Annotated in this window: 20 protein-coding genes, 1 tRNA gene and 1 pseudogene; 13 read left to right on the top strand and 9 right to left on the bottom strand. The window is 55.9% G+C overall.

The annotated features are described in order from the left end of the window. Positions 1–5: 5 nt before the first annotated feature. The 4 genes from E8E78_RS16100 to E8E78_RS16085 form a co-directional block, all read right to left on the bottom strand. Positions 6–2,204, bottom strand: coding sequence for a xanthine dehydrogenase family protein molybdopterin-binding subunit (locus E8E78_RS16100; RefSeq protein ID WP_060494602.1), 2,199 nt, complete (start codon positions 2,202–2,204; stop codon positions 6–8). Next, a complete protein-coding gene (locus E8E78_RS16095; protein WP_179027780.1) occupies positions 2,201–3,202 on the bottom strand; it encodes a xanthine dehydrogenase family protein subunit M in 1,002 nt (333 codons plus the stop codon). The genes E8E78_RS16100 and E8E78_RS16095 overlap by 4 nt, the downstream gene beginning before the upstream one ends. Further along, complete coding sequence (locus tag E8E78_RS16090) at positions 3,199–3,726, bottom strand: (2Fe-2S)-binding protein (protein ID WP_060494604.1); 528 nt, start codon at positions 3,724–3,726, stop codon at positions 3,199–3,201. Before E8E78_RS16090 ends, E8E78_RS16095 begins: the two co-directional genes overlap by 4 nt. A 99-nt stretch (positions 3,727–3,825) precedes the next feature. Continuing rightward, the gene (locus E8E78_RS16085; RefSeq protein ID WP_060494605.1) at positions 3,826–5,613 is read right to left on the bottom strand and encodes a thiamine pyrophosphate-requiring protein; all 1,788 of its coding nucleotides are present in this window, start codon (positions 5,611–5,613) and stop codon (positions 3,826–3,828) included. A gap of 147 nt (positions 5,614–5,760) precedes the next feature. On the opposite strand from E8E78_RS16085, the pseudogene E8E78_RS16080 reads away from it, so the two are divergent. Beyond that, positions 5,761–6,285 (top strand): annotated as a pseudogene (locus E8E78_RS16080) (cupin). Positions 6,286–6,327: 42 nt separating this feature from the next. On the opposite strand, the gene E8E78_RS16075 reads toward E8E78_RS16080, so the two are convergent. Continuing rightward, positions 6,328–6,708 carry a hypothetical protein gene (locus E8E78_RS16075; RefSeq protein WP_060494608.1) on the bottom strand — a complete coding sequence of 127 codons (381 nt, stop codon included), beginning with the start codon at positions 6,706–6,708 and terminating at the stop codon, positions 6,328–6,330. 762 nt (positions 6,709–7,470) lie between these two features. On the opposite strand from E8E78_RS16075, the gene E8E78_RS16070 reads away from it, so the two are divergent. Then, positions 7,471–7,824, top strand: a complete 354-nt coding sequence (locus tag E8E78_RS16070; RefSeq protein WP_081238043.1) for a hypothetical protein — start codon at positions 7,471–7,473, stop codon at positions 7,822–7,824. 648 nt (positions 7,825–8,472) lie between these two features. Next, on the top strand, positions 8,473–8,763 hold the full coding sequence (locus E8E78_RS16065; RefSeq protein WP_060494606.1) for a hypothetical protein: 291 nt from the start codon (positions 8,473–8,475) through the stop codon (positions 8,761–8,763). Between the two features lie 34 nt (positions 8,764–8,797). Here the strand turns inward: E8E78_RS16065 and E8E78_RS16060 are convergent, their stop codons facing one another. Both E8E78_RS16060 and E8E78_RS16055 read right to left on the bottom strand, forming a co-directional pair. After that, positions 8,798–9,025, bottom strand: coding sequence for a hypothetical protein (locus tag E8E78_RS16060; RefSeq protein WP_060494607.1), 228 nt, complete (start codon positions 9,023–9,025; stop codon positions 8,798–8,800). 97 nt (positions 9,026–9,122) lie between these two features. Beyond that, positions 9,123–10,049 carry a bestrophin family ion channel gene (locus E8E78_RS16055; protein ID WP_063425424.1) on the bottom strand — a complete coding sequence of 309 codons (927 nt, stop codon included), beginning with the start codon at positions 10,047–10,049 and terminating at the stop codon, positions 9,123–9,125. Between the two features lie 791 nt (positions 10,050–10,840). On the opposite strand from E8E78_RS16055, the gene E8E78_RS16050 reads away from it, so the two are divergent. From E8E78_RS16050 to E8E78_RS16015, 8 genes are all read left to right on the top strand, one after another. Further along, a tRNA-OTHER gene (locus tag E8E78_RS16050) sits at positions 10,841–10,932 on the top strand. Positions 10,933–11,803: 871 nt separating this feature from the next. After that, positions 11,804–12,538: a hypothetical protein gene (locus tag E8E78_RS16045; RefSeq protein ID WP_280311661.1), complete on the top strand. Its 735-nt coding sequence runs from the start codon at positions 11,804–11,806 to the stop codon at positions 12,536–12,538. After that, positions 12,435–15,593 (top strand): hypothetical protein, encoded by a 3,159-nt coding sequence (locus E8E78_RS16040; RefSeq protein ID WP_280311660.1) that lies wholly within the window; start codon positions 12,435–12,437, stop codon positions 15,591–15,593. Before E8E78_RS16045 ends, E8E78_RS16040 begins: the two co-directional genes overlap by 104 nt. Positions 15,594–15,972: 379 nt before the next feature. Further along, on the top strand, positions 15,973–16,134 hold the full coding sequence (locus tag E8E78_RS16035; protein WP_155737851.1) for a hypothetical protein: 162 nt from the start codon (positions 15,973–15,975) through the stop codon (positions 16,132–16,134). 287 nt (positions 16,135–16,421) lie between these two features. Then, positions 16,422–17,474, top strand: a complete 1,053-nt coding sequence (locus E8E78_RS16030; RefSeq protein ID WP_063425428.1) for an MBL fold metallo-hydrolase — start codon at positions 16,422–16,424, stop codon at positions 17,472–17,474. Next, complete coding sequence (locus E8E78_RS16025; RefSeq protein WP_232876971.1) at positions 17,458–18,765, top strand: ABC-three component system protein; 1,308 nt, start codon at positions 17,458–17,460, stop codon at positions 18,763–18,765. Before E8E78_RS16030 ends, E8E78_RS16025 begins: the two co-directional genes overlap by 17 nt. Further along, entirely contained in the window at positions 18,749–19,288 is a 540-nt protein-coding gene (locus E8E78_RS16020) for a hypothetical protein (RefSeq protein WP_063425432.1), read from the top strand. The genes E8E78_RS16025 and E8E78_RS16020 overlap by 17 nt, the downstream gene beginning before the upstream one ends. After that, complete coding sequence (locus E8E78_RS16015; protein ID WP_179027777.1) at positions 19,278–22,409, top strand: AAA family ATPase; 3,132 nt, start codon at positions 19,278–19,280, stop codon at positions 22,407–22,409. Before E8E78_RS16020 ends, E8E78_RS16015 begins: the two co-directional genes overlap by 11 nt. A 57-nt stretch (positions 22,410–22,466) precedes the next feature. Here E8E78_RS16015 and mobH read toward each other — a convergent pair whose 3' ends face one another. Next, the gene (gene mobH, locus E8E78_RS16010; protein ID WP_179027776.1) at positions 22,467–24,221 is read right to left on the bottom strand and encodes a MobH family relaxase; all 1,755 of its coding nucleotides are present in this window, start codon (positions 24,219–24,221) and stop codon (positions 22,467–22,469) included. A 221-nt stretch (positions 24,222–24,442) separates the two neighbouring features. On the opposite strand from mobH, the gene E8E78_RS16005 reads away from it, so the two are divergent. Continuing rightward, a complete protein-coding gene (locus E8E78_RS16005; RefSeq protein ID WP_081238047.1) occupies positions 24,443–24,637 on the top strand; it encodes a hypothetical protein in 195 nt (64 codons plus the stop codon). A 128-nt stretch (positions 24,638–24,765) separates the two neighbouring features. Then, complete coding sequence (locus tag E8E78_RS16000) at positions 24,766–25,131, top strand: histone-like nucleoid-structuring protein, MvaT/MvaU family (protein WP_063425438.1); 366 nt, start codon at positions 24,766–24,768, stop codon at positions 25,129–25,131. An 86-nt stretch (positions 25,132–25,217) separates the two neighbouring features. On the opposite strand, the gene E8E78_RS15995 is transcribed toward E8E78_RS16000, so the two are convergent. Next, entirely contained in the window at positions 25,218–26,156 is a 939-nt protein-coding gene (locus tag E8E78_RS15995; RefSeq protein WP_179027775.1) for a zincin-like metallopeptidase domain-containing protein, read from the bottom strand. Positions 26,157–26,612: the final 456 nt, after the last annotated feature.

Raw genomic sequence — 26,612 nt, 5'->3', positions numbered from 1 at the left:
CCCGATCAGAGCACTTTGTCGAGCGTGATCGGAAAATCCCTTACACGCTTGCCCGTGGCATGGTAGACCGCGTTGGCCACCGCAGCGGCCACCCCGACGACGCCGATTTCACCCACCCCCTTGGAGCCCAGTTCATTGACAATGTCGTCGTGCTCCTCAACGAAGATCACTTCGATATCCCCGCAGTCTGCATTGACCGGGATGTGGTACTCCGCAAGATTGTGATTGACGATGCGGCCTAGCCGATGGTCGGTCAACGCTGCTTCGTGCAGGGCCATGCCCACCCCCCAAACTACGCCCCCCAGGATCTGGCTGCGTGCGGTTTTCGGGTTGATCACACGTCCTGCCGCCACAGCGCTGACCACCCGAGTTACATCGATCGTGCCAAGGTCCTCGTCGACGTGGACTTCCACGAATACCGCCGAATGGGTGGCGGTGGAGAACGGCTGGCGCCTGGCGCCGGGCTCTGCGTCGATCTGCACGTCGAACTTACCGTCGGGGGCGATCGCCACGATGTCCGCCAAGGCCCAGCGATGGCTGCCCGCGTGCAGGTAGCCATCGATGAAAGAAATCTGCTGCCGGGGTGTGTTGGCCACCTGGGGGTACATTTTGCGCGCATGTTCCAGCACCCGGGTGCGCAGGACATGGCAGGCTTGGCGCACGGCCGAGCCCACCGACGACACCGTGAACGATCCGCCCTGAAGCGGGGCGGTGGGCAGTGAGGAGTCACCCAGCATGAAGGTGACATCCTGCACCTTGACGCCAGCTGCGTCGGCGGCGATCTGAGTCATGACCGTATAAGTGCCGGTTCCGATATCGGTGGTGGCACTGCTGACGGTGAGTTTACCTTGGCTATCGATGCGCGCTTTGGCGCTGGCCTTCATCTGCATGGCTTCCCAGACGCCGCCAGCCATCCCCCAGCCGATCAACCGTTTGCCACTGCGCATGCTGCGCGGTTGCGGATTGCGGCCCTGCCAGCCAAAGCGTTCGGCACCTTGCTGATAGCACGCCAGTAACTCCTTGCTGGAGTAAGGCTTGCCCTCGTTGGCATTGTTGTCGGTGAAATTGCGGCGGCGCAGGTCTACCGGGTCGATCTGCGCTGCACAGGCGAGCTCATCCATCGCGCATTCCAGTGCAATCATCCCGGACGCGGCCCCAGGCGCCCGCATGTCCAGCGGGGTGTAGACATCGAGCGAGGCCAGGCGATAACTGAGCGCCACGTTGTCGCACTGGTAAAGCATGCCGCTCCATTCCACCAGCTGCTCGGTGAAGTCCTCGAAGCGGGAGGTCTGGCCAAGCGCATCGTGAGCGATCGCCAGCAAGCGCCCGTTTGTGTCTGCACCCAGGCGCAAACGTTGCTCGGTGCGGGGTCGGTAACCAAAGGTGAACATCTGCTGGCGGGTCAGGGTCACGCGCACCGAGCGCTTGAGGTGCAACGCCGCCAGCACTGCCAGCGGCAACTGGTACTGCGGGCGCAAGCCCGAGCCGAAGGCGCCGCCGACGAATGCCGCCCGCACACGAATGTTTGCCTTGGGCAGGCCGAACACCTTGTGCAGGTAGTCCTGGCAGTTCTGCGTGCCTTGGGTCTTGTCGTGGATTTCCAGGGTGCCGTCGGGCTTGTAGTGAACGGTCGACGCATGGGGCTCCATCGGGTTGTGGTGTTCGTTGGCCGTCAGATACGTGGCATCCACCTGTACCGGCGCCTCGGCAAACTGCCCGGCGAAGTCGCCACGCGGCGCCGGTGTTTCGGCGGGTGCGGCATGCGATTGTTGGCATGCGCCCAGGTCTGTCTGGTGAGCCTTCTCGGCATATTTGATTTTGATCAGCGAGCCTGCATAGCGGGCCAGTTCGAGGGTTTCGGCGATCACCAGCGCCAACGGTTGGCCGCTGTAGAGCACGCGATCATTGAACAAGGGCCGAAAAGGCGCCCCCTCGGCAGAGTCGGCATCGCTGTAGTCGTCGTCATAACTGGATATAGGCGGACGATGGCCATGGTCGAGCACGGCGATGACCCCGGGCACGCACATGGCCTGCGTACTGTCGATGTCGAGTACCCGACCGCGGGCAATGGTACTGGACACGACGCTGCCGTGTAGCAGGCCCGCCTGGGGATATTCGCCCGCATAGCGGGCCTGTCCGGTGACTTTCGTCACACCGTCCACGCGGTCCAGGGGCGTGCCGACTACTGGTGTGCTGTTGATCATGGTCGTAGCCTCCCGTTGGCGGCACCGCGCGCCGCGTCATCCAATGCCCGCACGATTGCTCGCTGAGCGAGCGTTACCTTGAAGCCGTTGTGGCTCAGGGGTTGTGCACCTTGCAGCATCGTTTGTGCAGCGCGGGTGAAGAGCGCTTCAGAAGGCACCTGGCCGGCCAGCATGCACTCCACAACCGAATCCCGCCACGGCTTGTGGGCTACGCCGCCCAGTGCCAGGCGCGCCTGCTGGATCACATCGCCATCGAAGTTCAAGGCTGCAGCGACTGACACCAGCGCGAACGCGTAGGAGGCGCGGTCGCGTATTTTCAGATAACGGTAATAGTGTTCGAACAGCGGGGGCGGCAGTTCGATGCCTGTTACCAGCTCATTGAATGCCAGTTGATTGTCGCGCTCGGGGGTGTCCCCGGGCAGTCGATGGAAATCCGCGAAAGGTATCTGCCGTTCGCCGGACGGCCCCTGTACGTGGACCACGGCTTCAAGCGCTGCCAATGCCACGCACATGTCCGAGGGATGGATCGCGACACAGGCGTCGCTGGCACCGAGAATGGCATGGATGCGGTTCATGCCTGCACGCGCAGGGCATCCGCTTCCCGGTTCGCGCTTGTTGCACGGGGTGCCGGTGTCGTAGAAATAGTAGCAGCGGGTACGTTGCAACAAGTTGCCACCGGTACTGGCCATGTTCCTCAACTGCGGCGGTGCCCCAGCCAGGATCGCGTCTGACAGCAGTGGATAATGCTGCTCGATCATCGAGTGCCAGGCCAGGTCGGCATTGCTCACCCGTGCACCGATCAATACGCCGCCGCCGGGGGTGGAGTGAATACCGTCCAGCCCAAGGCCGGAGATGTCGATCAGGCGCTCTGGGCGCACCACGTTTTCCTTCATAAGGTCGATCAGGTTGGTGCCCCCGGCGATGAAGTGCGAGCAGGCGTCAGCTAGGTTCACCGCTTCGCTGACCGAGGCGGGCTTGTGGTAGCTGAAGGGCGTCATGGGTTCGGCCCTCGTTGCGGCTGGGCCCCGTCGGTCATCAACGGCAGGGCTTCTTCCACTGCTGCGACGATGTTGCCGTAGGCGCCACAGCGGCAAAGATTGCCGCTCATCTGCTCGCGAATGGCCTCGCGGGTGTCGGCACGTCCCTCGTGAACCAGCCCCACCGCAGAGCAGATCTGCCCCGGGGTGCAGTAGCCGCACTGGAACGCATCGTGGGTGATGAAGGCGCGCTGCATGGGGTGCAAAACGTCGCCGCTGGCCAGCCCTTCGATGGTCAGCAGGTCGGCCCCGTCGCACATGATAGCCAAGGTCAGGCAGGCATTGATGCGCTTGCCATCGCGCAGCAACGTGCACGCGCCGCACTGGCCATGGTCGCAACCTTTCTTGGTGCCGACCAGGTCCAGTTGCTCACGCAGCAGGTCAAGCAAGGTGACCCAGGGATGCACTTGCAGGGTTCGGGGCTGACCATTGAGGGTCAGGCAGATGGGGTGCTGTGCAGCCCCGTTGTAGGCGATCGCGCTCATGGTAGGTCCTCACGGTCAGGGTTTGCGCAGTCTGCTGCGTCTCTGTTTTTGCGACCGGGCCGGCTGATCAAACGTTCAGCCGGCTCGCCGAGGTGCCTGTCACTTCTTGCCAGGCAGCACCGAGCCGAGCACCTGCTTGGCTGTTTGCATAATGATGCCCGCCTGGTCGGGGTCGCCCTTGAGCAAGCTGCTGGCAAACTTCTTTGCCTGTTCCAACTTGATGTGGGGTGGCAAGGGCGGCACGTTCGGGTCGGTCTTGAACTCGATCAGTACTGGCCGATCGGCAGCCAGCGCACGCTCCCACGCAGCGGCAACGTCCTCTTCGCGATCTACGTAGATACCTTGCAGGCCAATGGAAATGGCAAACAGATGGTAGGGCACGTCAGGGATCGACTGCGAAGCTTCGAACTTGGGGTCGCCCTCCATGACCCGTTGCTCCCAGGTTACTTGGTTGAGGTCTTCATTGTTGAACACGGCACAGATCCATTGCGGGTTGTCCCACTGCTGCCAGTATTTGGCCACGGTGATCAGTTCGGCGAGGTTGTTCATCTGCATCGCCCCATCGCCCACCAAAGCAACTACAGCCCGTTGCGGGTGGGCGAATTTGGCTGCAATCGCATAGGGCACGGCGGCGCCCATGCAGGCCAGGCCGCCGGACAGCGAGCACTGCATCCCCTGGCGAATCTGCAGGTCGCGGGCAAACCAGTTGGCACAGGAGCCGGAGTCGCTGGTGATGATGGCGTGGTCGGGCAGGCGAGGGGAAAGCTCATGGACCACGCGTTGCGGGTTGATCGGGTCGGCCTTGACCAGGGCGCGCTTGGCCACGGTCTTGTCCCACTGTGCACGCCAGGTTTCTACCTTGTCGCGCCAGCGTCGGTCGGTCTTGTGGTCAAGTAACGGCAACAGTGCGTGCAATGTTTCGCTGGCGTCGCCGACGAGGTTGACCTCCATCGGGTAGCGCAGGCTTAGCATGTCGGGTTGCAGGTCGATCTGCACGCCTCGTGCCTGGCCTTCCTTGGGTAGAAACTCGGAATAGGGAAAGCCGGAGCCGATCATCAGCAGGGTGTCGCATTCGCTCATCAGCTGATAACTGGGCTCGGTGCCGAGCAGGCCGATCGATCCAGTGACCCATGGGAGGTCGTCCGGCAGCACCGCCTTACCCAGCAGCGCTTTGGCCACCCCGGCGCCAAGTGTTTCGGCAATTGCAATGACCTGCTCTGTCGCCTGCAGCGCGCCGGCACCCACCAGTATCGCCACCTTGCGACCGGCGTTCAGTAGTTCGGCCGCGCGCTGCAAGTCCTCCTCGAAGGGCAGCACCCTGGGCTTGCTGAAGCCCATGCCGGAATGCACCGTACCGTGGGCCCTGGGTGGTTCGTTGTAGGGTAGGTCCTGCAAGTCGTTGGGCAGGATGATGGCGGTGACGCGGCGTTCGCCGACGGCGGTGCGCACCGCACGGTCGAGCAGATGGCGTACCTGCTCCGGCGTCGATGCCTGCTGGACGAACGCACCGGCGACGTCCTTGAACATCGACAGCAGGTCCAGTTCCTGCTGGTAGTGCCCACCCAGTGCCGCACGGGCCTGCTGACCGACGATGGCCAGCACCGGCTGGTGGTCCATGCGTGCATCGTACAGGCCGGTAAGCAAGTGCGAGGCGCCCGGGCCGGAGGTGGCCATGCACACACCGAGCTCGCCTGTGAACTTGGCATGGGCGCTGGCCATGAAGGCGGCCATCTCCTCATGGCGGGCCTGGATGAACTCTATCTTGCCTTTGGCCCGGCTCAGCGCGCCGAATACACCATTGATGCCGTCGCCAGGGTAACCGAAGATGCGCCGTACGCCCCATTGATACAAACGCTCTACCAGAAAGTCGCCTACCGTGCCGGTCATTGCCTGCTCCCGTTCTGTTATCGATAGGCTTCTGGACTTGGCACGTGCCGGGAAAGTTTCAACGGTATGTGCACCCGTCTGCCGGCTGGAACCAGGCAACCGCCGACGGGTTCGAAGTTGCACCGATAACCCCTCAGGGTGCGCATCATGACGCTCATGAATACACAAGATGCCAGCGTGCAGACCTTGTATTTCTAAGACGACGGCGCGACGCCGAACAGCCGTTTTCCCGTACTGCTTTATCGGTTGAAACTTGACCCGTCGGAGGACAATGCCAGCGCATTCGAGGTGATGTTTGCGGCTCACCAATGGACCCCGCTCTGGCGCTCAGGGATTTTCGACTATCACCACTTTCATCCAAACGCTCACGAGGCACTCGGGATTGCCTGTGGACGGGCCCGTTTGACGCTTGGCGGTGAATACGGGCAAAGCGTGAGCGTGGAGCGGGGAGATGTGCTGGTGCTGCCAGCAGGTACGGGCCATCGCTGCATCGAGTGCAGCGATAACTTCCTGGTGGTCGGCGCCTATCCTCTTGGGCAGGAAGACTACGACATTCAGCGGCCCGACAGAGCAGCACACCCGCGCAATCTCGCGCGCATCGCCCAGGTGCTGTGCCCTGAACAAGACCCGGTCTGCGGTATTCGGGGCATGCTGCTGACGCAATGGCGTTGAGTGTGAGGCGAGTGAGCCTCACGCTGCGCCGACCTTCTCCGATTACCCCTGTTTTTGCAGGGCTTCGACCAACTGGGCCTTGTTCATGCTCGAGCGCCCCTTGATGTCTTTGCTGCGCGCCTCCTTCATAAGGCTTTGCTTGCTTTGTGATTCCAGCGACGCGCGCGAAGTGCGTGAGTGCCCTTGACGAGACTCGGCGGCGCGTTTGGCTGAATCCGTGCGTGCGGTCTTCTTCTCGCGTGACGCAGTCCTCCTCCCCGAGCCTCCCGGCTTTTCACCACCACCGGATTGCTTGTTCACGGTGGCCCAGGCGCGCGCTTCGGCTTCGTCCTTGCCCACGCCCTTGTCCTCGTACGATTGCTCGATGTGCTCGGCCTTGCGTTTCTGCTTGTCCGTATATTTGTCCTTGTCACCGCGTGGCATGGCATCCACTCCTGAGTGTGTTGCTTGATCAATGGCGAAACTGAAACGCTGGGCCATGAGCGGGAGATCCTCCGCCATTTGGCCATTCCACCTAGCTGCCCGATCCTGAACCTGATCCACTACCGGTTGAGCCACCACTACCACTCGCCGGTCCTGCACCGCTACCATCCCCCCCATTATCACCGGAGCCCGAGTCAGTATCGGTGCCGTCACCGCCCGTGTTGTCCGTTCCATTGTCATGGGTACCGCCATTACCCGTGCCCATTCCATCTGCTGGTATTCCAGAGCCTGTCGCATCGCCTTGGCCGTTCATGGACCCATTGCTGTGAGGTTGCGTGCCCGGGGCGCGCTGATCGTTCAGGTCTGTGGCAGCCAGGGCAAATGGCGCCGCGCAACCCAAGCACATTGCGAGCAGCAACGCGCACGGTTTCTCTGCTTTCATGGTGAAACTCCCTCTCTGGTTGTTCACCCTGTGTTCGGCCTGCTGTTTACCGAAGGGTGCCCGCAGAGCGACGGAAGGTTCTGATGCAGAAAGGCCGGCTGTCACGGTCAGGCCGATCGCGATCGAGGGCATTGGGAGGATCAAGAGCGCTTACCTGTCGAAGTGGATGAACCGACGCCCCTTTCTGAGGAAAGGCGTTCAACCGAAGGTCCGGCTTCGACAGGCTGCCACGCCACTCGTCTAGCTGCAGGCACTCTCAAGCATCGCCCGCTTTCCAAGTTTAGGTGCAGGTACCATCTGCCTCTGAACGGAGAAAGGACATGGTCATTGATGAAAATGCTCCCGGTAAGGTATCGCAGCAGGTGATCGGCGATAAACACGGTGATGAAACATCGCAGCGTCGCGGGACAGAAGAGGTTGAGGTCCCGTTGCCGCCTGAGGATGAGTCCCCTGTAGAAGAAGAGATGGATGATGTGGATGCAAACAACTCAGTATCCAGTGAACACCCAAACCCTAGCGGTGCGAGTAGTAGGCGGGATGTGCGCCGGGATAATCAACTAAAGGAAGGGGCTCCCATACCTGATGATCCGCGTATCAACCCCGGTCTGGGCAATGACAAGGAAAGCCAGCGTTCCCCTGGAGTTCCGGCGAGCGACCCTGAATCAGGGGCGTAGCATGCCTGGAAGTTCCGGGAAGCCAACCTCCCCGCTGATTGCGGGCGTGGGACCCTCGCTATGCTGATGCCAGCCATGCAAGGTATTTTTTTGTCGGTCAGGTCGAGGACGACATGCCAAATCAAAACATGGATCAAGCCGAGCAGTTGGTGGCTGAGGTGCTCGCTGCGGCCTGCCTGGCCATCGAAAAGGACGCAGGCTCAGTAAATGATCTAAGTGTCATACGACATTTACTGCGTTGTGCCTTTGAAGCACTTCGCTCTCGGCACATCTCAGTGCACAGTCAAGTGGGAGTGAGGGAGTTTCAGCTTCCGAGCGACAAGGTTGCTATCGCGGATCCGGGCACTGGCTGGAGAGTTGTGATGAGGAAGCGCGGACGGCAAGTCGTGCTGGATCGGGCTCGCCTTCAATCTCACTGTGCATTCATGACCATGGGCCGCTGGTGCAGATCAGCGCTGAGAAGCAATCTTCAAAGGGTCTTTAGAATCCTGGGACATCCTGAATTCCGTTGACGCATTTGGAATGCCTCCCACGTCACATCCCATCACAGTATCTATCCATAATCCGCTCGGCGGGGCTGTCTCTTCTGCTCCGCTGCGCTAAGGTTCAGAAACCCCATATATAAGACTAAAGTCGTAGGAGGGCGGCATGCGGATTCGCGGTGACATTTTCTGGAAATGGGCAGACCCGGCGCTACATCACAGGACGCACTATGAGAGCTTGGATGACGGCACTACGATGGATGTCCAAGTGCGCCTTTCGCGCACAGGTGACACGCAAATGTTCATAGGCGTGTATGCCGGCACCGGTATGCCACTGCACGAAGAAGCCTTCGACACGCGGCCAGGAGAGTCGATGACGCGTGCCTTGGCCTGGGGGGTTGGCCGTGCAAGGTGCCTCGCTGCTGAGCGTCACCAGCCGAAACAACGGATTGCTTAAAACATCGCTGGAAACCGTGGGTTGCAGTTTCCGTTCAGCGATCCACGGCTTGATGCGTCCAGGCGGCATAAGCCGCTTTGAGAGAGTGAGGCAGATGAGGTAAACCGGGTTTCGATTCGCCCGCCACCTTCAACCATTCGCTCAACCATGCGATGACCAGGGGGCGCGTTACAGGGCTAGGTCCCACCTGGCGCTCCAATTCAGCAGCAATCTGATCCAGAGAGACGAGCTCAGCGTCCAGTCGGGCTATCTGATCAGCCATGGTGTTGTCCTCCTAGTCCGGCTGCTTATGTGGCTAGCCGCAGTCTCTGGTTACTATCTTGAGCGAGCTTGCAAACTGTCAAGCCGTTGGCCGTGCCTCACGAGGCAGAACGGTGCCTTTCGGTGGCCAGGCTTGGCGTCAATGACAAGGCCCCACGCTCCCGAGAGTTAAACATCGACTGAAGATTCTTTTCGATATTTCGGCAGAGGTCATCGGTACGAATGCTGTGTTGGCTACGCCCGAATGGTGCTTGCAAGTCGGTGCCGATTCGCTCCATGGCCAGCAACATGCAACCTACCACCGTGGAGACGACCGGTGTGAACCAGCCCAAAGAGGGCACCAGGCTGAGCGGCATGATCACGCAAAAGAGGGTGCTGAATATCCTGGGGAAGTAGGTGTAAGGGTAGGGAAGCGGCGTATTGGCAATCCGCTCCATTCCGCCTTGCCAGTTCGAAATATCGACCAACGTGGACTCAAGGCGGGCTAGGCGGATGCTGTCGAGGCGGCCCTCCTGAAACTCCCTAGCGATGATTTCTGCAGAGCCGCTGAGGATGTCGTTTGGCAAATTGCTTGCTGTGGTGAGCAACTGCAGGTCGTGGTTGGACAGCAGCGGCGTTAAAGCAGAGATGTCCCGTTTTCCTTGCAGATGCATTCGCAAGGCCTGGAGGTAGGCCACGTGACGCTGAATGAGCCTAGCCTTGACTGGATTGGCAAGCTGCTCATCGTCGATCAGCGTCAGTACCTGGCGGCCATAGCTTCTCGAGCTGTTGACCATCGAACCCCATAATGTCCGTGCCTCCCACCATCGGTTGTAAGCGCTGGAGTTACGAAAACTGATCAGCACTACCAGGGCTGAGCACAACAGTGACAGGGGCATCAACGGCAGCTCAAACCCATATCCCGCCGCGAGCATCGCATCCAGGGTGACTGCGACGTCCCACAGCAATAGCCAGAACAGCGCCCAACCAACATACGTGATTGTCCGGGCCAGGCATTTCCATTTGTTCGCCAGTGCAGCTTCCATATCGCATCTCTCCTCATCAACTGGGCGCTGGGGCTTATTGCCTGATCAAGGAGATTACGGCGCGATCCTTAACAGGAACTTAATGCCTATCCGCACTTACACGCCGGAAATACGCGAGGCATCTGTAATGTCAGGGAGTAGAAGGGTGGTATTGCAGCCCGGCCGAAGCCGGGCCTTTCAGCTCAACGCCGGTCATCAGAAAGTGGCGTCGGTTCATCCGCTTCGGGAGGCAACCGTTCTTGGTCCTCCCAATCCTCTGGGCTATCCATGCCTGGCTTCCTTAGCGGATCGTACTTCTTAGGGTCATCGGGGTTCAGGGTAGGATTATTTACATCAGGACCAGGCATCGATGGATCTGAGACTTGCGGTTGATCTTGAAAATTCGAGTCAATAGACATAGCGACCTCTCCGATAGAGTCCAGTTTTTCCGGGCCGTACGCTTTGGAAACTACCTAATTCATCGAGGTGCGCTCGAGCAGATGAATGGGCAACAAAATGCCCCACTCAAGGGGCGGACCCAACACCTCGGGGAAGAATGATCGGGTGATTGCGACGGCTATCAGTGTTGAGCGTCAGCTCTGGGCCGACGGCTGCTTTCCACGAAAGATATCTCAGAGTCGGTAGCGGACCCTCATGAGCGACCTGATATCTCCAGGTGCTAGCACGGGACCGTCGAAAGGTACTTCAAATTACGGTGGGGGCAGTGCTGCGGCGCGAAGCTTGGTGGGGGGCGTCTACCGCTAGATGTTGTGTTGCCGGAAATTTTTAGGCCACCTTGTCCGCATTGATACGGGGACGGCGATCAGCGTAAGTGGCCTCCTGCCCGTTCTCTCCTTGCATGGGGTGCAAGGGGTCGAGTGTTCGAATCACTCCGTCCCGACCAAAAAACTCCAAAAAATCCAGTCACTTAGCGGTGACTGAATTTTTTTATGCCTGTCTGCTTTATCTTGGTTAGCGATTTTGCCCCACTTTTTGCCCCACCGAATTTTCAGCTGCCCACTGTCCATGAATGTTGAATCGGACGATCCCTGGCACTACATCCACTCATGCAGAAGGCGAGTAGCTTAGAGGGGGATGAGATGGTGCGAATCCCTACGCTTCCGCCACCAATTCTCATTAAAGCCCTGATTATTCGGGGCTTTTTTGTATTTAGCCGCTTTTGGTCCCCCATCTGGTCCCCCATTTTTTGTTCGGCTTCCTCTGGTCTTCTGCGGATTCTGGTGGACGTGTTGCTTTAATGCGAGCCTCATGACGCCCGTCAGGACGGGGGCTGTTTGTCGCAAACGGCGCAGGTGGGAGATATGCTTGGCCCTTACCGACAGCTTTCGTCCCACAGGAGATGGTACGCAGCGCCTAGTCATTTCCCGGCCGCACTCTTCTGGCACGATGTCTTCATATCCCCGCTTTTTTAAACGCAAAGGCGGCGCTAAGGCACTGCTGAGGCGGTGCCTTATCTCGGAACTCTAGCAGCTCAGTCTCGCTGAGCGGTGAGCCCTGGCGATCTTCCGCCGCCTTAAGCGGTGATACAAGTAACTGTCTTTGTTGCGCCAGCGCCGGCTCTCTCGTGGGGAATAGCGGCCTAAGGGACCGCGATGCTATGCAACCCCGCCACGCCTCTCAAGGCACGAGGAAGACGCTAACCCTGGCGATTCGGCGCCCAGCCGGTGACCAGGGGACTTACGGGCAGAAGAAGATTCCTTCATCTAGCTGCGCGCACGAAATTCAAATGCGCCCCTGCCCCCTGGAGTGGTAGCGTGACCGGCTATTTCAGTGGTGTAAGGAAGCATGGGGTGGATACGGCTCGTCTCATTCAAGATCTCGAGAAAAAGATCGACTTTTACGAACGTCCGAACCGGGGCGCCCCCGACGTCGTCACACCCCTGCATGGCTATATCGCTGGGTTGCTGGAGGCCGGCACTGTTTATCCTCGCGTACTGAACCGCGCCACGGTGCTCGGCCTTTTGCAAGGACAGGCGACCTGGTTGCATGACGAGGAGGGCTGGCAGCCGTTGAAAGACCCTGTGCCGCTGGCCGAACTTGAGCAGCAGCGTGTGGTGACCTTCAAAAGTGGGCTGCTGGAGGTGGTCAGGCCGGTTCCCGTCGCCGACGACATGCCGCAAAAGCTGAAGCAACAGCTTGCGACAGTGGCTTCTCTTTATGACATCAAACACGGTGGCGACGGATGGGTGGCGCCGCATGCGCGCGTCGATGAGTGCTTTGTCACCGAAGTGGGCCACCTGCAAGCATGCCACAAGTTGTCTGCGTCACACGGTGGGTACAAGATTTCCTTCGAGGATGAAGACCTTGTCGGGGTCGGCACGCTGCTGTGGGAGCAGGGCCTCAAGGGCGAAGCCGGAGGTTGCGTTCGAGGAATGGTGGTTAAAAATGGTGCTGGCTTGCGGGCGGCCGTATGTTTTTCACCTGAAATTCCGCTCCGCACATGCGCGCGAGGATTTTCTAGCCTGTGCATTTCAGTACGTGATGGCTGATGACTCCCTGCAGGACACTTGGGAGCAATGCGCAGCGGATATCGCGTTGTCCGCGAATGGCATGAATGCCATCGTGCGACCTGCACGGCGGGATTCAGATGAGGTGCTTACCGGCTCCGTTGCGAGCGTGCAGGAGGCCTATTGCCCAGCACTGGAGTTGTCCCAACTGGACGACGTGATCGAGTGTTATCGGCGCCTGCCGAACGAGCGTGTTTTTGATTGTTTCCAGTGGTGGAAAGAGGCGAGGAACTATTACGACTACGAAACGACTCATCATCTCGTGGCAGGCATCGTGAAGTATGAATGCGAAGAGGGTGCACGGCGCGACAGTTTTCCTTACACGCGCCTTTTGTTGCAGCACTCGACACAGGCGCCGCATCTGGCAGAGATACTGTTCAGGAAAATTCACTCTTCACGATATGCGTGCTTTCTGTTGCGCAACAGGGCGACCAGTCACATCGGATTAATCCAGATCCATGAGTGGTTGCACCGTGGCTCTCAGCGATTGTCAGACCGTTACGACTACGACAGGGCGTGGCAGCAACTGGTATTCGCCCAGGCCCTGGAGGTTTATGCCATCGACCACGATGAGCCGATTGACGCCGAGGTGGCCATGGACACCGTACTGGCGATCGCCGAGGTGTTCGCCTGGATGGCGGAGCGTGAGACCGCATCTCATGCCGAGGGCAAGGGGCTGCTGGCGGGCTTGAAGCAGGCAGTCGAGCGTATGGAGTATCGTGGACCTGAAGACGGCAGGGCCTCGCGTCTGTTCAAAGACCATTGCCATCTGGCTGCTGATTTTTTGGTGGCCAGGCGCAAGCGACTGGTGGGAGGATATGACGAGCTACCAGTTGCTGAGTGGATGTTTTCGTTCTGGTGCATCGAGGTGTTGTCAGAGGGGTACACAGGTAGCGATGCGCGCAAAAAAGCGGGTGTCGAACAGGTTGCCACGGTATTGGCAAAGGACTACCTGAGGCATCTGAAGCAGCGCTTCACTAGCGCTTGTATCGGCATGGATGACGGTTCCGTGTTCGACAGCTTTGACTGGAGTGGGCTGCTGCGCTGTTGCAATGAGCGCCTGCGTCGGAGAGTGATTCATGCCTTTGATGATCTACTCGCACATGACACTGGGGCCACTGAAGAAAGTCACAGGGGGCTATTTGGCGCGGTAAGGACTCATTTGCGTTTTTTACTACGGCTTGTCGTCGATACTGAACTTAAATGCAAGAAAGATGTTTTCGATGCCTTGCTGTGCTTGATTCAGGATTTTGGATTTGCCGCCGATCGCTTGGCGGGGGTATTCGAAGTCTTCAACGATAGTGTTGGTCACAGCAAGGTCCAGCTTTGGGCGCGGGTGTGCCAGGCAAGCAACGTGTTCACGGAGGATGACTTCACGAAGTTCCTCGGTGTACTGCAGGAGCGGCCAACGCCCCTTGGCGGGTGGCTTGAGCTGTATGAGGCGACGCGATCGTCTGCAAGAAAGTCGCGTATTCTCGTGCAGTTGGCCACGCTGGACTTCGAGGCTGAAAGGATTGTCTGGATTCCAGAGATTTCCCGTGTGGCAGTGATGGCGGCCAACGCCGGCCAGTTAAAGCTTGCACAGCGTCTGGTGAAGTATGGCGCTTCCTGTAAGCGCAGCCATTCCTCTGTCTCATTTGAGCCGCTGGACGAGTTGATTGCGCTTAAAGCGATTGCCGACGACGTGGCCCTCAACGATAAGGAACGGATTGCCAAGCTAGACGCGTTCCTCGACGCCACAACGGAGGTCAGTGATGAGGTCTCTCGGTATGCCCGGCAGTTAAAGGCGAACTGTTATCTAAGGGTCGATGCCCAGCGTGCGTTCTACCTGTTCGATGCCCTGCTGAAGGAGCTGCGGCAGATCGCCTATGCGACAGGAAGGCTCAAGGCGAGTCGTGCCCTCGCAGAACGAGAGGGGGTGAACAAGGTAGGTAGCGAGAGCTGGCAACGCTATGTGCAGTGGCGCGAGGTCTATCAAGCTGTTGAGTCGCAGCACGTGGGTGTCTTGGATTTCGAGGAGGCACTGGGGTTGCTGTTGGAATGCAAGCAGTGGCAAGAGTTTGATTGTCTCTGGTGTGAAGTGCCGGAGCGCTTTCTGTTGTCATGCGAGCTTACGCATGTCCGTTGTGCGTACCTTCAAGAACAAGGGCGGGTGGAGGAGGCGCTGACGTATTTACATGAGGTCGAAAAGCTGCATATCGAACTACCTGCCGAGCAGAAGCAGGCATTCGAAGCGCTGGAAAGGGATCTCAGCAAGAACAACGCCTTGCGCTTGAAACGTTCTCCTTATGTGATTGACCTGTACATCAAGCCCAACCACACGCAGGCAAGGGTCATGTGGCAGGAAATCCGCGCATTGCCACCGCTCGAGCAAAGCCTGGTGTTTGGTCAGGCAGGGCAGGGCGATACTTTGGAAGCTTTCCTTGCAAACAATCTGTACGGAGTGGCCCAGGAGCTTCTGACGCGAAAGAACAACTTGTACCGCCCCACGGACGGTAACGCACCAATGTCGATAGACCAGGAAAACATGATCAATGACTGGTTGACTTCGCTGCTGGGCCATCGTTTGGATTACTTGAGCTGGACGGTGAAAGACCAAGCGAGGGTGGGCAGTTCTGCCTCGAAAAAAGGAGTAGGGGAAATTGATGGAGGCATCTACGTAGGCACGAATTGCATTTCGATTGTCGAGGCCTTCCGCCTGCGCCGTTTTGAGCGCAAGACTGTCGAAGACCATCTTAACAAGGTCGCAGGATACAACTCGTTGGGGGTTACCTCTATTGCCATTGTCGTCTACTCGACCGGCGACTTCCGGTGTTTGTGTTCTGAGTACGAGCGGTGGGTCAATGAAACCATTTATGCTGGGTTTGACAGTCGGGGTACCCTCACGCTGGATAAAGAGCATCCTCATTTGAGGGGCTACCGGGAGACGCGGCCGGTGAACGGCTCGTCTGTCCATATTTACCACTATCTTCTGGATCTTCGTCTGGACTCGGCTGACGACAGCCATGAAGCGCCGGCCGCTACCCCACAGGGGTAGGTTGATCGCCTGGGGCTGGTCATGCCATCTGGAAAGATGGGAGGCCCCAGAGTGGCTCCACAAAGGCTGAATTCTTTACGCTTCCTTTCTCCCTAGCTTTACGCCGTGTGCGGATTCTAGCGCCGTTTTTTCCGCTCCCACCCGCACTCGAGATGAACGAGACGCTACCCGTGAGCCAGATCGCAACAGTTGAAACCCTCACCCAAGCCGACAGCCCGCCCGCCTCGCAATGCTGACCGTCACTATCGGTATGGTCTACGGCGGCACCAGCCCGCTCTACCCCTGAAGAAACTATTCAACGCCCATTTCGGCATGCAGGGCATGTCGAAGTCGTACTCGGGATTCTGTCGCTGGGTCTGGGTGGTGTTGATCAAGTGGTGTGCTGTTCACCCTGATCGAGATCTTCCCGGGGATCGCCGTGTACTTCGTGGCGATCATCGGCCTAGCCGGTGATTTCGCGCTCAAGCTGAAGCTGCCGTTCCTGACCTGGATGGTTTTGTTCGGTCTGACCATGCTGTGTCGTGATCCCTGGCAACGTTGATGAAGTATTGAAACCACTGATCGGTGTGCGGTAGTCGTTACACTAAATGCGCAACGTCGCGGCTTTGAGATTAGGTCAGTATTTCTAACTGCGGAAATACCGATCGATAACTGCGTCGAGGAAGTGCTACATGTCCATCCGATTCGCCTCACATACGGAGCCGTATCCCTAGCGCTGGAGCAAACGCGGGGAGGAGGGGGCAACTTTGTAATGATCTGTCCAGCCTTGGAAGTTTTCCGCGCACCGCCTATGCTACTGTCATTTTGACAGCCTGGCAGGGAGTTTTGATGGCTATCGTTGTCCGCGTTCTCAAAGCGAGGCATGGAGACTGCATCCTGGTCAGCCATGAGGGGCCTGGCGGGGTGTTCAATCTGCTGATAGATGGCGGCACGTCTACCACCTTCAGGCATGGGCCCCGGCAGCGTTATGCCGGAGCGCTATGCAACTCCCTTGATGAGCTGAAAGCCAAAGGGCAGCGCATCGATCTCGCGATTCTCACCCACATTGATGACGATCATATCAATGGGCTCATCAAAGCCTTTGAGAAGCCAGGTTATCTAGGCGATATGGTCAAGTCCATTTGGTTTAACTCTTCGCGATTGATTACACGCCATTTTGACGTGCCTGAAATACCCGAAAATAACATTGAGCTGCTTGACGATGATCCGCAAACAACAGTCAAGCAAGGGAAAGATCTTGAGGAATTGCTTGATAAGATGGGCTGTTCTCGGGCTCCCATTATTATGGAAGGGCAGACACATCAAACGGGCCCCTTCACACTCAAGGTGTTATCGCCTGGCAGGAAACAGCTTGAAAAACTGTTGCATGTATGGCCCCCTGAAGTGGATGCTGGAAAGACATCGGCGCACGAAACTGACTATCATTTAACGCTTCAAGATATCTGGTCAGACGATAAATTTCAATCTGATACCTCTGTTTGCAACGGCAGCTCTATAGCATTCATACTCGAAGCTGATGACCGGCGTATGCTTTTTCTGGGTGATGCACACGATGGCGTAGTGTGCGAAAGCTTGCGGGCTAGTGGCTACAGCGAAACCAATAAGATTCAACTGGATCTTGTTAAGCTGTCGCATCATGGAAGTCAATACAATACCAGTAGTGATTTGTTGGGATTGCTGTATTCGCCGATTTACATCGTATCTACTGATGGGTCTAGGCATGGTCTTCCTAATAAAAGGACGGTGGCCAGAATTATCAAGTATACGCAGGGTAAAGTGTATTTCAATTATCATCATGTGGTTGCCCCTTTGCTGCTGGCTCATGAGATTGAAGAATACTCTTCTCGTCTAGAAGTGCTCGAAGATGAAATTAGATACTAATAAAACAGTTTCGGAAATTATGCAGTCGTACTGCGTGATGGTTAACGGCGGAAGCGGTGTTTTGATGAATGCCATGACGCTGGAGTTTTCCTACGTGCTCACGGCTAGGCACACGGTGTTTGAGGAACCCGCTAAAAACGTGGTGACCGATCATAATCAGAACGCCATTGAAGTGCTGGGGGTCATGGTTTTTCCCAAGGTGGGCCAGCAGGAACCTTTAGATTGTGCAATATTAAAAATCGCACATCAGGCAGGACTATCTCAAAAATCTTGGACTGCTGCTAACTTGCCTCCCATGGCCAATCTTACTTTTGTGGGTCTTCCAAACGCGGAAAGGGCTAGTGCAACACCAATCAAGCATCGGACTGGCCAAGCAGCCAGCGTGGTCAATGACCTTATAACCTTGGAACTGGCGGGAATTCCGAGTAAGGAGGTCATTCAGGGGATGTCTGGGGGGGGCGTTTACCACATTGATGATGATTGTCCGTATCTGGTGGGCGTGGAGTTTGAAATGGAGGCCACTTGTCTGGATCACCAGTATGGTCGCGTCGAGTGTCATGGGCTCGCTCGTTACAATCAACTCCTCACCCTTCATTCTAGTGCGCCAATGGTTCCTCCACATCTGGAGTGCTTTTCGAGGATGCGAGATCGGATTTTCGCGTTTAATGTGTATGATCCAATTAATGTTCAGAACTTAAAATCTGCATTGCTTGCTTTTGCAGATTCATTGATCAAGGGCGGAATGCCTCCACCCTACGAAATCATGACGCGCTATGATACCCAGTTATTGCTAGATTCAGGAGAATCCAGCGTGCTGGAAGCCCGGGAGTTGTGGGTTGCATATCTGGAATTTGTTGTGATATCCGCAATAATGGACGGTACTGGAAGTGCAGATAATAGCTACATCAGTGGAATTGATAAGAAGCGTCGTCTGTTGTACACCGCCGACTCCACCAACTGGCTTCGCCGATTGGATGAGATTCTTAAGATAGCTCGTAAATTACTCGACAAAGATGGCACCCTCGTAGTCGCCTCGCCTGATATTGCCGCAAAGCCTGTTCCTAAAGATTTCATGCTTAAGAATGTTATTGGCAACATAGCAGTCGTCCCAGGTAAGCCATTTTCTATCGATGAAGTTGAGAGTGAGATTTATACTAGTTATAAGCTGACTCATCTTGAGGGGTTGCGCAACAGCTGCGTCATCGAAAGAGAGGATGAGTACCGAAATTTGGCTCCAGGGAATATTCAGTTGCTGGAGCTCAGGAAGAATCTGGATGAAATTATTAATTAAAGATTGCAATTTCGATTTTCTCGCCGCCGAGTTCGATGGCATGGCATTTCATATGTTTCGGTCTGATGATGCGTTATCCTATATTTCGTGTATTGCCTGCTTGTGTCATGAGCCGTCAGCTATCGTGAGAAACTGGCGTGTAATCCAAAATCTTGTATCGGTCCACCACCAACCTCCCGGGAATCTTGCTGCCTGGAACGTCTATATCGCTTTTGTGACGATTGGCACTGTGCCGATTTGGGATAAATACCAGATCGAGAATAACAAATATGCTTCTCGGAAAATAATAATCGATGGGCTTTCTAAATGGCCAACCCTTGAGCAATTGACTGATCATTTGGAAGAGCAGCTCTTAGGGGCAGACTTAACGCTGGATCCCCGTGTTGCGGAATCCCGGGAGCCGTTACTGTCACTGGAGAAGTTCGTACGTGGCGCGCCGTTAGATCAAAAGACGGAGTCCAAGGAAAAACGCGCGTCAATGATTAACGAAATCATAGAATCTCTGAAGAAAAATGAAAATTAAAAAAGTTGAAATTGAGGCGTTTCGCGCTTATAAACTAAAGTCAGAAGGCACATTTGATTTCACAAATTCCGATGATCTGCCCTCTAATTTCGTGGCGATATTTGCTCCTAATGGATTCGGTAAAAGCTCGTTTTATGATGCAGTCGAATGGGCGGTCACGAATCATTTGGAGCGTTTAGGTGGAGACTACAATAGAGCTAATTATGAGGGTGCTGCGCGCGCGACTAAGGATGCAGGCAAAGGACAGGAGATCCTCCGAAACAAATATATCGATGACGACGAAATTAAAACTCGGGTGGTTGTTTCAACAACACTTCCACTTCCTTTTGCGCGAGAGTTTGGGAGAATACGTGCAAACGGGCGTGACTTACGTTTTGGAGAAAGAGGTCGCGAGAACGAATATTTTCGGCGCGTCATCTTGAGCCAAGATGAGATCGACAGGTTTCTTCGAGAGGCGAAGCCGCAAGAACGCTACACGAAGTTTATGGAAAGCTTCGGTGGGGAGACTGAGAAAGTACGTAAGGAATTAACGGTACTCATCCAAGACAACCGAGTTGAGCTTCAGGCTTTGGATTTGCAGCGCGAGGATATTATTGCTGAGCTCAATCAGCCTGTTGATCTCTCCATCTTTGATGGTTTCAATGCGGTGGCCACACAACTCAATGCTGCTGGTGAAAACATCGCGTTGGCGGACGAGAATTTTTCCGCTCAAACAGAGCATGCGTTGAGTGCACATCTTGTATCCCGGCAGCATGAATTGAGCGTAGAGCGCGAAGCAAATATTCGGTCGATTGAAGCTCTTACAGATAGACTGATAAAACTCCCTGAGATTGAACTCCACAGCCAATTCATCATTGGCCAAAAGGCGATTTCTGGCCGGCTTGATCATGGCGTAAAAGATGCTGATCGCTATGAAGAACTTCTGAGTGCTCATGAACAAAGTTCAAGTGATGTTCAGGCAGCAAGTCAGCGTTCCGCGGATATTGCTAGTGTAATTAATCATTCTGTTGGGTTCTTCCAGTCTGAGTCACGCCTCAATGATATCGCTAAACGCCAACTGATACTGGGAGAGAGCCGTCCAGGCCATGCCGCAGAACTTTCGGGATTAGCAAAATCCTTAGATGATATTAACCAGGACCTCAAGGCGGCTGATGATCGCTCTGCCTTTCTAAGGAACTCTATTGATAATGCTGGACCGGTATATGCTGAGCTAAAATCCAATCGCGCGCGCATTGACGTGATCACTCAGCAAATGGCTGAAAAAGAAGTTGCGGCTCGCCTGGATGCAGCAAAGTTGGAGCACCTTCAACTCGATCTGAAACAGATCTCTGGTTTCAAACTTACTGATAACTTTATTCTGTCTACAGCTGAAGGTGCTAAATATCTAGGTCAGGACAAAATTGAGCGCTTGACCAAGTGTTTTGGTGAGTTGGAATCCATTGACCTCCATGACAAAACTGTGCACGCAACTCAGACAGCCTTGGCTGACCAGATGGGCGTGCACGAACGTTTGATCTCAACCGGCCTGGACTACCTTAGTGCATGGCCGTCCAATATCTGCCCGCTATGTAGCGCAACCCACTACGATGCAGAAAAACTCAGAGAGAAAGTTAGGTCTCAGACGTTGCTGTCGCGGCTGAGCCAGGAAAACGCGGACCTGCTCGCACAGTCCGAAGCACGTCGTAAGAATCTGCTGGAAGAAGTAAAATCTATCACGCGAATTGCGGAAGAGGCACATGGCCAGCATTTGGCTGATCTTCGCGGAAAAATCAAAGAATTGAGTGCAAGGCTGGAGCTCATTGATCGAGACAAGTCTGATCTAGAGGTGGAGAAGCGTGCCTTAGAAGATAGATTCAATATCCTTGATAAAATTGTGTGGAGTCTCACCCAAGATGAGCTTATAACCCGTGCCCACGCCGAAATTGCTCAGCTTTCTGTCAAGCGCTCCGGATTTGTGAATCGTCAAGCTGAGTTGTCTGAAGAAATTTCACAGCTTACTCGTAGAATTTCACAAATTGATGCCGATTTGCAGGCGCTTACAACTGAAGCCGGTACCCTCAAGTCGCAAACATCTTACCAATTGGTCTCTAAGTATCTGGTCAATAATGGTGTCAGTTCAGCCCAGTTGTCTGAGCACTGCCAATCCGAGAAGAGTAAAGCTGAAGCGCAACTTGCTAGCGCCAAGGCCGAAGTTAATGAGCTTGCAGCTCAGTGCACTGCACTCCAGCAAAAGATGGTGTCCGATGGCACATGGGTGAATTTTGCTCAACTTCGATCTCAGAAGGAAGGGGTCGATCTGCAGTTGGCACGCGCTCAGTCCGCTATTAACGCGTTCTATGAAAGTCTTGCTACCTTCGTCGTTGTTCACTTGCAGGAAAGTTTAGATCAAGTCCAAGCGCTGATTAATAGCGAGCTGCAAGCCCGTCGCGTGCGCTCCGAGCAACTTGAATCCACGGAAAACAGTTTCAAGCTGCTTTTGGAACTGATGACTTCCTTCAAACCCTACCTCAAGCGCTTATCCCTTCAAAGTGAGTTGGCTGATCTGGAATTGCGGCTAGATCAGCGTAATCAGGTGGACGCGCTTCTGTGTGCAGAGCGGGAGTCTGTTATCGAGCAACTGAAGACATTGATTAAAAATTTCTTTTACGAAGATCTTATAAATACTATCTACAGGAAGATTGACCCACACCCCTCATTCAAAAAGGTGGAGTTCAAACCGGATTTTGAGTCTTCTAGCCCCGGATTGAATATTGTCGTGAGTGACGAGAACGGAATTTTAATTTCGCCAATTCTGTATTTCAGTGCTGCTCAGTCAAATATCCTCAGTCTTAGTGTGTTTTTGGCCAGCGCGCTTCACGCCAAGGATGATCATGGGAATCCGATCGATGTCGTTATGATTGATGATCCTATTCAATCAATGGACTCCATCAATATTCTCTCGACCATCGATCTGTTACGGAGCATCTGCCTCCAGTTCGATAAGCAAGTTATTATTTCTACTCACGACGAAAATTTCTTTGGGCTTTTGCAGCGGAAAATTCCTGCGGAGATTTTGGGTGCGAAGTTCATGCAGTTGGAGAAGTTTGGTGTGGTGGTTCCGGTTGAGCCATTCCTTAACTAGCATGTCGTCACGGAAGAGATGGATTTGCCCCTTTCGTGACGCACTACCCAGCGGCGGTTATTTAAGGCGGTGGTGTTCATTTGACTGAACTTGCACTGGATGCAGTGTGAGGAATTTGTTGCTGGCTGGAGGGGTGCTACAAATTATATTGACGTTTCGAATCAGATAGCCGTTGAGTAAACTGGTTTTGCGCGGACCTTGGACACTGCAGGTCCAGATGTTTCGCCCATTTGGCAGTTTTAGATGGATGCCCATTTTTTCAAAATGGCGTTGAATGCTCCGCCAATCTTTTTTCATTCCGTGGCCATTGGCGCTCTCCGGATGCTCAGTGATGTACAGCTGGAAAATACCAGGGGTGACTAAGAAGAGCATTCCATTCACTGTGTGAACCTTGGCCTTGCTGTCGTTGACCACCAAGCGATGAGTATGGATTCCGTCGCGCAGCCACTCAAGAAAGGCAAGCCCCGCGGCTTCCTGGGGGGCCGCAGCGGCGGATTGAAGGCTTCCCGTACTTGATCCAGTATCCAGCTCGCTTGGCACTTGCAACATGTCCAGCAAATCGTCGAGATAGTCAAAATCCTGGTTCGGGTGCTCGGGTACGGGCTGCTTCCCTTCCGGCGTTGGTTGCGGTAGATCCAAAGCAGACTCGCAGGTTTCACCGGTCGGCAGGGAACCGTCTGTTATCGGCTCTACCTTGCCCCTAAAGCAGTCTGGCCGAGGGTCATCGGCCCAGATAAGACTTGGCTGCAGACGAAGAAAGGTAAAGCGCTGTTGCCAGTTATCGTCTGCGACGGTCGCGCGCCATACCGCTTTGCCTTCGGGTGTTGCATCCACCAATCCATGGGACTGCAACTCATCGAACAGGGCGATATTGGAGGAGGGGATGCCATCCACTGCCTGAGCCAACAGGTGGGCGCGCAGTTTGTCGGTGGCGATCTTGCTGACCAGCCACAGATGGTCTTCGGTGAGCCAGCCGGACGCGCCGGGCTGGTTGAATTTGAACTCGTTTTTGACCAGGTGACGCAGGCCCGTGAGCAGGTGATGCTGCAACGAGTTTTTGGGGGCCAGCAGGGCCTTGGTGGGGTTGGCGCCGATATTCTGCGCGGTGGAGACCCGGTCAGCTTGCAGCACTATTTCCCCGATGGTACCGGCATGCTCGTAGTGGTTGGTCAGCAGAAACAGTAGGTGGTCCCACAGGATTGGATAGCTGCTGAGCCAGTCGAGCTGGCGGGATGTCAAAACTTGTGTGTACAGCAGCCCGGTGGCGGCGCCGTGAAGCTTGTAGTCGCGGCCGACTATGTAGCGAAAGCGGTAGGGCTGGGTCAATGGACCGTGCCAGGGGTGCCAGACCTCACCATTCTGATACTCCACCTGCAGGTCGACGGCAATCTTGCCAATGTCGTGGAGCAGGGCGCCGTAGGCAATCGCTGCGCTCCAGGCGTCGGCCTGCGCGGCTTGGTCTTCTGGGGCAGCACCGCTGGGCAGCAGATACGACTGGCGCAGCTTCAGGCTGCAGGCCACCAGTTCTAGTCCATGGTCCAGCATGCCGCCCGGGTAGGCATGGTGGTGGCTTTCGCTGGCAGGGAGTTGCTGTACATAGCTGGCGTAACGGCGGATCGGGTCGAGGTAGAGCTGATTGAACTGCGGCTCGGAGAGCGCTGTGTATTGCCAGATGCGCTCCAGCAGCTTTTTGCGGTGGTCGGCACCGAGCAGGGATTCAGAGGAGAGCGGGAGGATAAACCCCTCGGGCGCTGCAGCGAGCGTGGGCTCCGCGGCATTGCCTTTTTGATGTTTGAACCACCAGCGCTTCATCGCGGTACCTGCCTTGCATTTAGGAGGTCCTTTTGCTTTTTCGGATAGGCCTCTTACCCTTGTGCCCCCTTCCATTGCCACCGTTACCCTTTACCGCCTTGGCCTTTTTCGCGAGTGCGAAAATTCGAAGCCTGGCGCATCAGGTTACCTGTGATATCGGAATGGCCTGTCCTTTTTTCGGGAGGTAGACTGTTCGGCACTATTTGGGGGAAGGTAGCCTGATGACGTTGAACGATGCCATTTTAATCGTGCTACTGGCCGACCGGATTCATGGGACCGATGCTGCCATTCGATCAACAGCCAAGCGCTGTGCGAAACAGCTGCCACGTAGTCAGCGCGATATGCTTTTCAAAATCGGCAACAGTGCTGCACCTCGTGAACTAGTGGGCCACCTTTGCCAGTTCTTGCCGGACTGATTAGTCACATAGATATGTGCACATATTGAAGGATGAAAAGTTAGCTGAAGAGCCAATTCACGCTCGGCTAGTACTTGTGCCTCAGGTAATATAACCACACATGCCCCCAACCCTAGGAAAGATTTCACATGTCCAAACTTGCCGAATTCAAAGCACTGGAAGCTCAACTGGCTGCTCAACTTCAACAGCTGGACGCGATGAAAAACGATTCCGGCCTGAAGCAGGAAATCGAGTTTGAACAAAAGCTCAAGGCTCTGCTGGATGAGTACGGCATGAGCCTGCGCCAGGTCATCACCATTCTGGACCCGTCCAAGGGCGTGAGCGTAGCCACCTCCAGCGCCGCCACCGGCGCTCAGCGCAAGCCGCGTGAGGTCAAACGCTACAAGCACCCCCACAGCGGCGAGATCGTCGAAACCAAGGGCGGCAATCACAAGATCCTCAAGCAGTGGAAGCAGGAGCACGGCTCGGATGTCGTCGAGAGCTGGGTGCAGTAATCGCGTGCTCAATTGCAGCGACAGATGCTCGGCGTTGCAGGCAAAACAAAGGCCCCGGTAGGGGCCTTTGTATTTGAAGTGAAAAGTCACGACGTGAGACGTTCAGTCGTCTCGCGGGACTGATCCAACTGCAGCGCCAAGAGGTACTCGGACGCTTCGCGGGCCAGCCCACTGGCGCGGAAGATAGCCCGCTTGTCTTCCTTGAGAATTTTCAACCAGGACGCCAGGTACTCCTCGTGGCGCAACTCGCCCTGCGTGCCGGTGAGGGCGCAGAGAAATGCTGCACCCATCTCCGCGACCAATTCCTCGAAGGCGTAGGCTGCAGAGCCAAACGCGTGCCCGCCCGTGATGCCTTCTCGGTTGAGGCGAGCGTGGTGACCCGACCAGTGCGTCAGTTCGTGTAACGCGGTTGCGTAGTAGCTGCCGACGTCCACGAACTGGGCCTTGGTGGGCAATTGGATGAGATCCCGGATCGGTAGATAGAACGCGTCATCCCCGTAGCGATGTTCGATACGTGCGCCGCTGGCGGCCAACAGTCGCTCCGCAGGTGCATATTCGATGAACATCACCGGATCTTCACCGTCGTCGTGGTGCTGCTCGTCGTTGGGTAGTCCCTCGGTCTGCTCGATGTTGAACAGGCAATGGGTCCGTAGCAGAGCGAACTGCACCATCTTGACGTTACCTTGCTCATCAAGGACGACCTGACCGTCTTCGTCGTGCGCTTCCTTGCTCATGGGTTTGTACAGCACCGCGAGGGTCGATTGTTCGCCCTTGCGTATGTGACCACCGGCTTTGCGAGCCTGGTTGTAGGTGAGCCAGCGATCTTGGCGGTACCCGCGCAGGCGGGCTTCGGCCCACAGCAGCGGAATGTTGATGCCGGCGTAGAGGCGCCGGGTGATCGCGTTAATGGGGAAAGGTGCGTCAGCACTGGAGCCTGAAGTGGTCCAGGGTTTGATCCAGGGGATGACCCCTTGGCTTAGGGCACTGACAATCTTGTTGGTGACGTCCAGGTAGATATCGGACATGACGTTCTCCAGTCAAAGAAGGGGAACGCTGCCCGGCCGGGAAGGGTTCCCGGTGGGGTAAGTGGACAGGGGTAGGGTGGGTGTTCAGGTCGATGAGATGTCCACACCGATCTCATGTGGCAATCTGATGTGCAGGAAAACAGGGCCGGTCTTTGGCGTGATGTGAGTTACCAGTAGCTGAGTGGCAGCCGTCGATGAGCGTGAGTCGTTCTTGGAAGCTTGACCAAGTGGTAACTCAAGCGACTGGCGCAGACGGCGACCACTTACTGAAACCAAGGCGATTCCCAAGACGGCTTGCAAGCGCAGCCCTGATTGCTCGACTGCGTCAGTAGCCGTACCCACCTCAGCGATGAATTGCCATACGCCTGGGCTCAGGACAACGGCAGGTAAGGAGCGGTTCTTCCTGGACACTGGTGCCTCCCGGGAGCTGATCCTGCGATGGCTTCACGAACAACT

The organism is Pseudomonas sp. BN505, assembly GCF_029873175.1.
Taxonomy (GTDB): Bacteria; Pseudomonadota; Gammaproteobacteria; order Pseudomonadales; family Pseudomonadaceae; genus Aquipseudomonas; species Aquipseudomonas putida.
The sequence above is the reverse complement of the archived record's forward strand: the minus strand, read 5'-3'. Positions and strand labels throughout refer to the sequence as shown.

Coding starts and splice junctions, on each gene's coding strand:
- E8E78_RS16100 (WP_060494602.1), bottom strand. CDS start 2,204: ATGATCAACAGCACACCAGTAGTCGGCACGCCCCTGGACCGCGTGGAC.
- E8E78_RS16095 (WP_179027780.1), bottom strand. CDS start 3,202: ATGACGCCCTTCAGCTACCACAAGCCCGCCTCGGTCAGCGAAGCGGTG.
- E8E78_RS16090 (WP_060494604.1), bottom strand. CDS start 3,726: ATGAGCGCGATCGCCTACAACGGGGCTGCACAGCACCCCATCTGCCTG.
- E8E78_RS16085 (WP_060494605.1), bottom strand. CDS start 5,613: ATGACCGGCACGGTAGGCGACTTTCTGGTAGAGCGTTTGTATCAATGG.
- E8E78_RS16075 (WP_060494608.1), bottom strand. CDS start 6,708: ATGCCACGCGGTGACAAGGACAAATATACGGACAAGCAGAAACGCAAG.
- E8E78_RS16070 (WP_081238043.1), top strand. CDS start 7,471: ATGGTCATTGATGAAAATGCTCCCGGTAAGGTATCGCAGCAGGTGATC.
- E8E78_RS16065 (WP_060494606.1), top strand. CDS start 8,473: ATGCGGATTCGCGGTGACATTTTCTGGAAATGGGCAGACCCGGCGCTA.
- E8E78_RS16060 (WP_060494607.1), bottom strand. CDS start 9,025: ATGGCTGATCAGATAGCCCGACTGGACGCTGAGCTCGTCTCTCTGGAT.
- E8E78_RS16055 (WP_063425424.1), bottom strand. CDS start 10,049: ATGGAAGCTGCACTGGCGAACAAATGGAAATGCCTGGCCCGGACAATC.
- E8E78_RS16040 (WP_280311660.1), top strand. CDS start 12,435: ATGGTGCTGGCTTGCGGGCGGCCGTATGTTTTTCACCTGAAATTCCGC.
- E8E78_RS16030 (WP_063425428.1), top strand. CDS start 16,422: ATGGCTATCGTTGTCCGCGTTCTCAAAGCGAGGCATGGAGACTGCATC.
- E8E78_RS16025 (WP_232876971.1), top strand. CDS start 17,458: ATGAAATTAGATACTAATAAAACAGTTTCGGAAATTATGCAGTCGTAC.
- E8E78_RS16020 (WP_063425432.1), top strand. CDS start 18,749: ATGAAATTATTAATTAAAGATTGCAATTTCGATTTTCTCGCCGCCGAG.
- E8E78_RS16015 (WP_179027777.1), top strand. CDS start 19,278: ATGAAAATTAAAAAAGTTGAAATTGAGGCGTTTCGCGCTTATAAACTA.
- mobH (WP_179027776.1), bottom strand. CDS start 24,221: ATGAAGCGCTGGTGGTTCAAACATCAAAAAGGCAATGCCGCGGAGCCC.
- E8E78_RS16005 (WP_081238047.1), top strand. CDS start 24,443: ATGACGTTGAACGATGCCATTTTAATCGTGCTACTGGCCGACCGGATT.
- E8E78_RS16000 (WP_063425438.1), top strand. CDS start 24,766: ATGTCCAAACTTGCCGAATTCAAAGCACTGGAAGCTCAACTGGCTGCT.
- E8E78_RS15995 (WP_179027775.1), bottom strand. CDS start 26,156: ATGTCCGATATCTACCTGGACGTCACCAACAAGATTGTCAGTGCCCTA.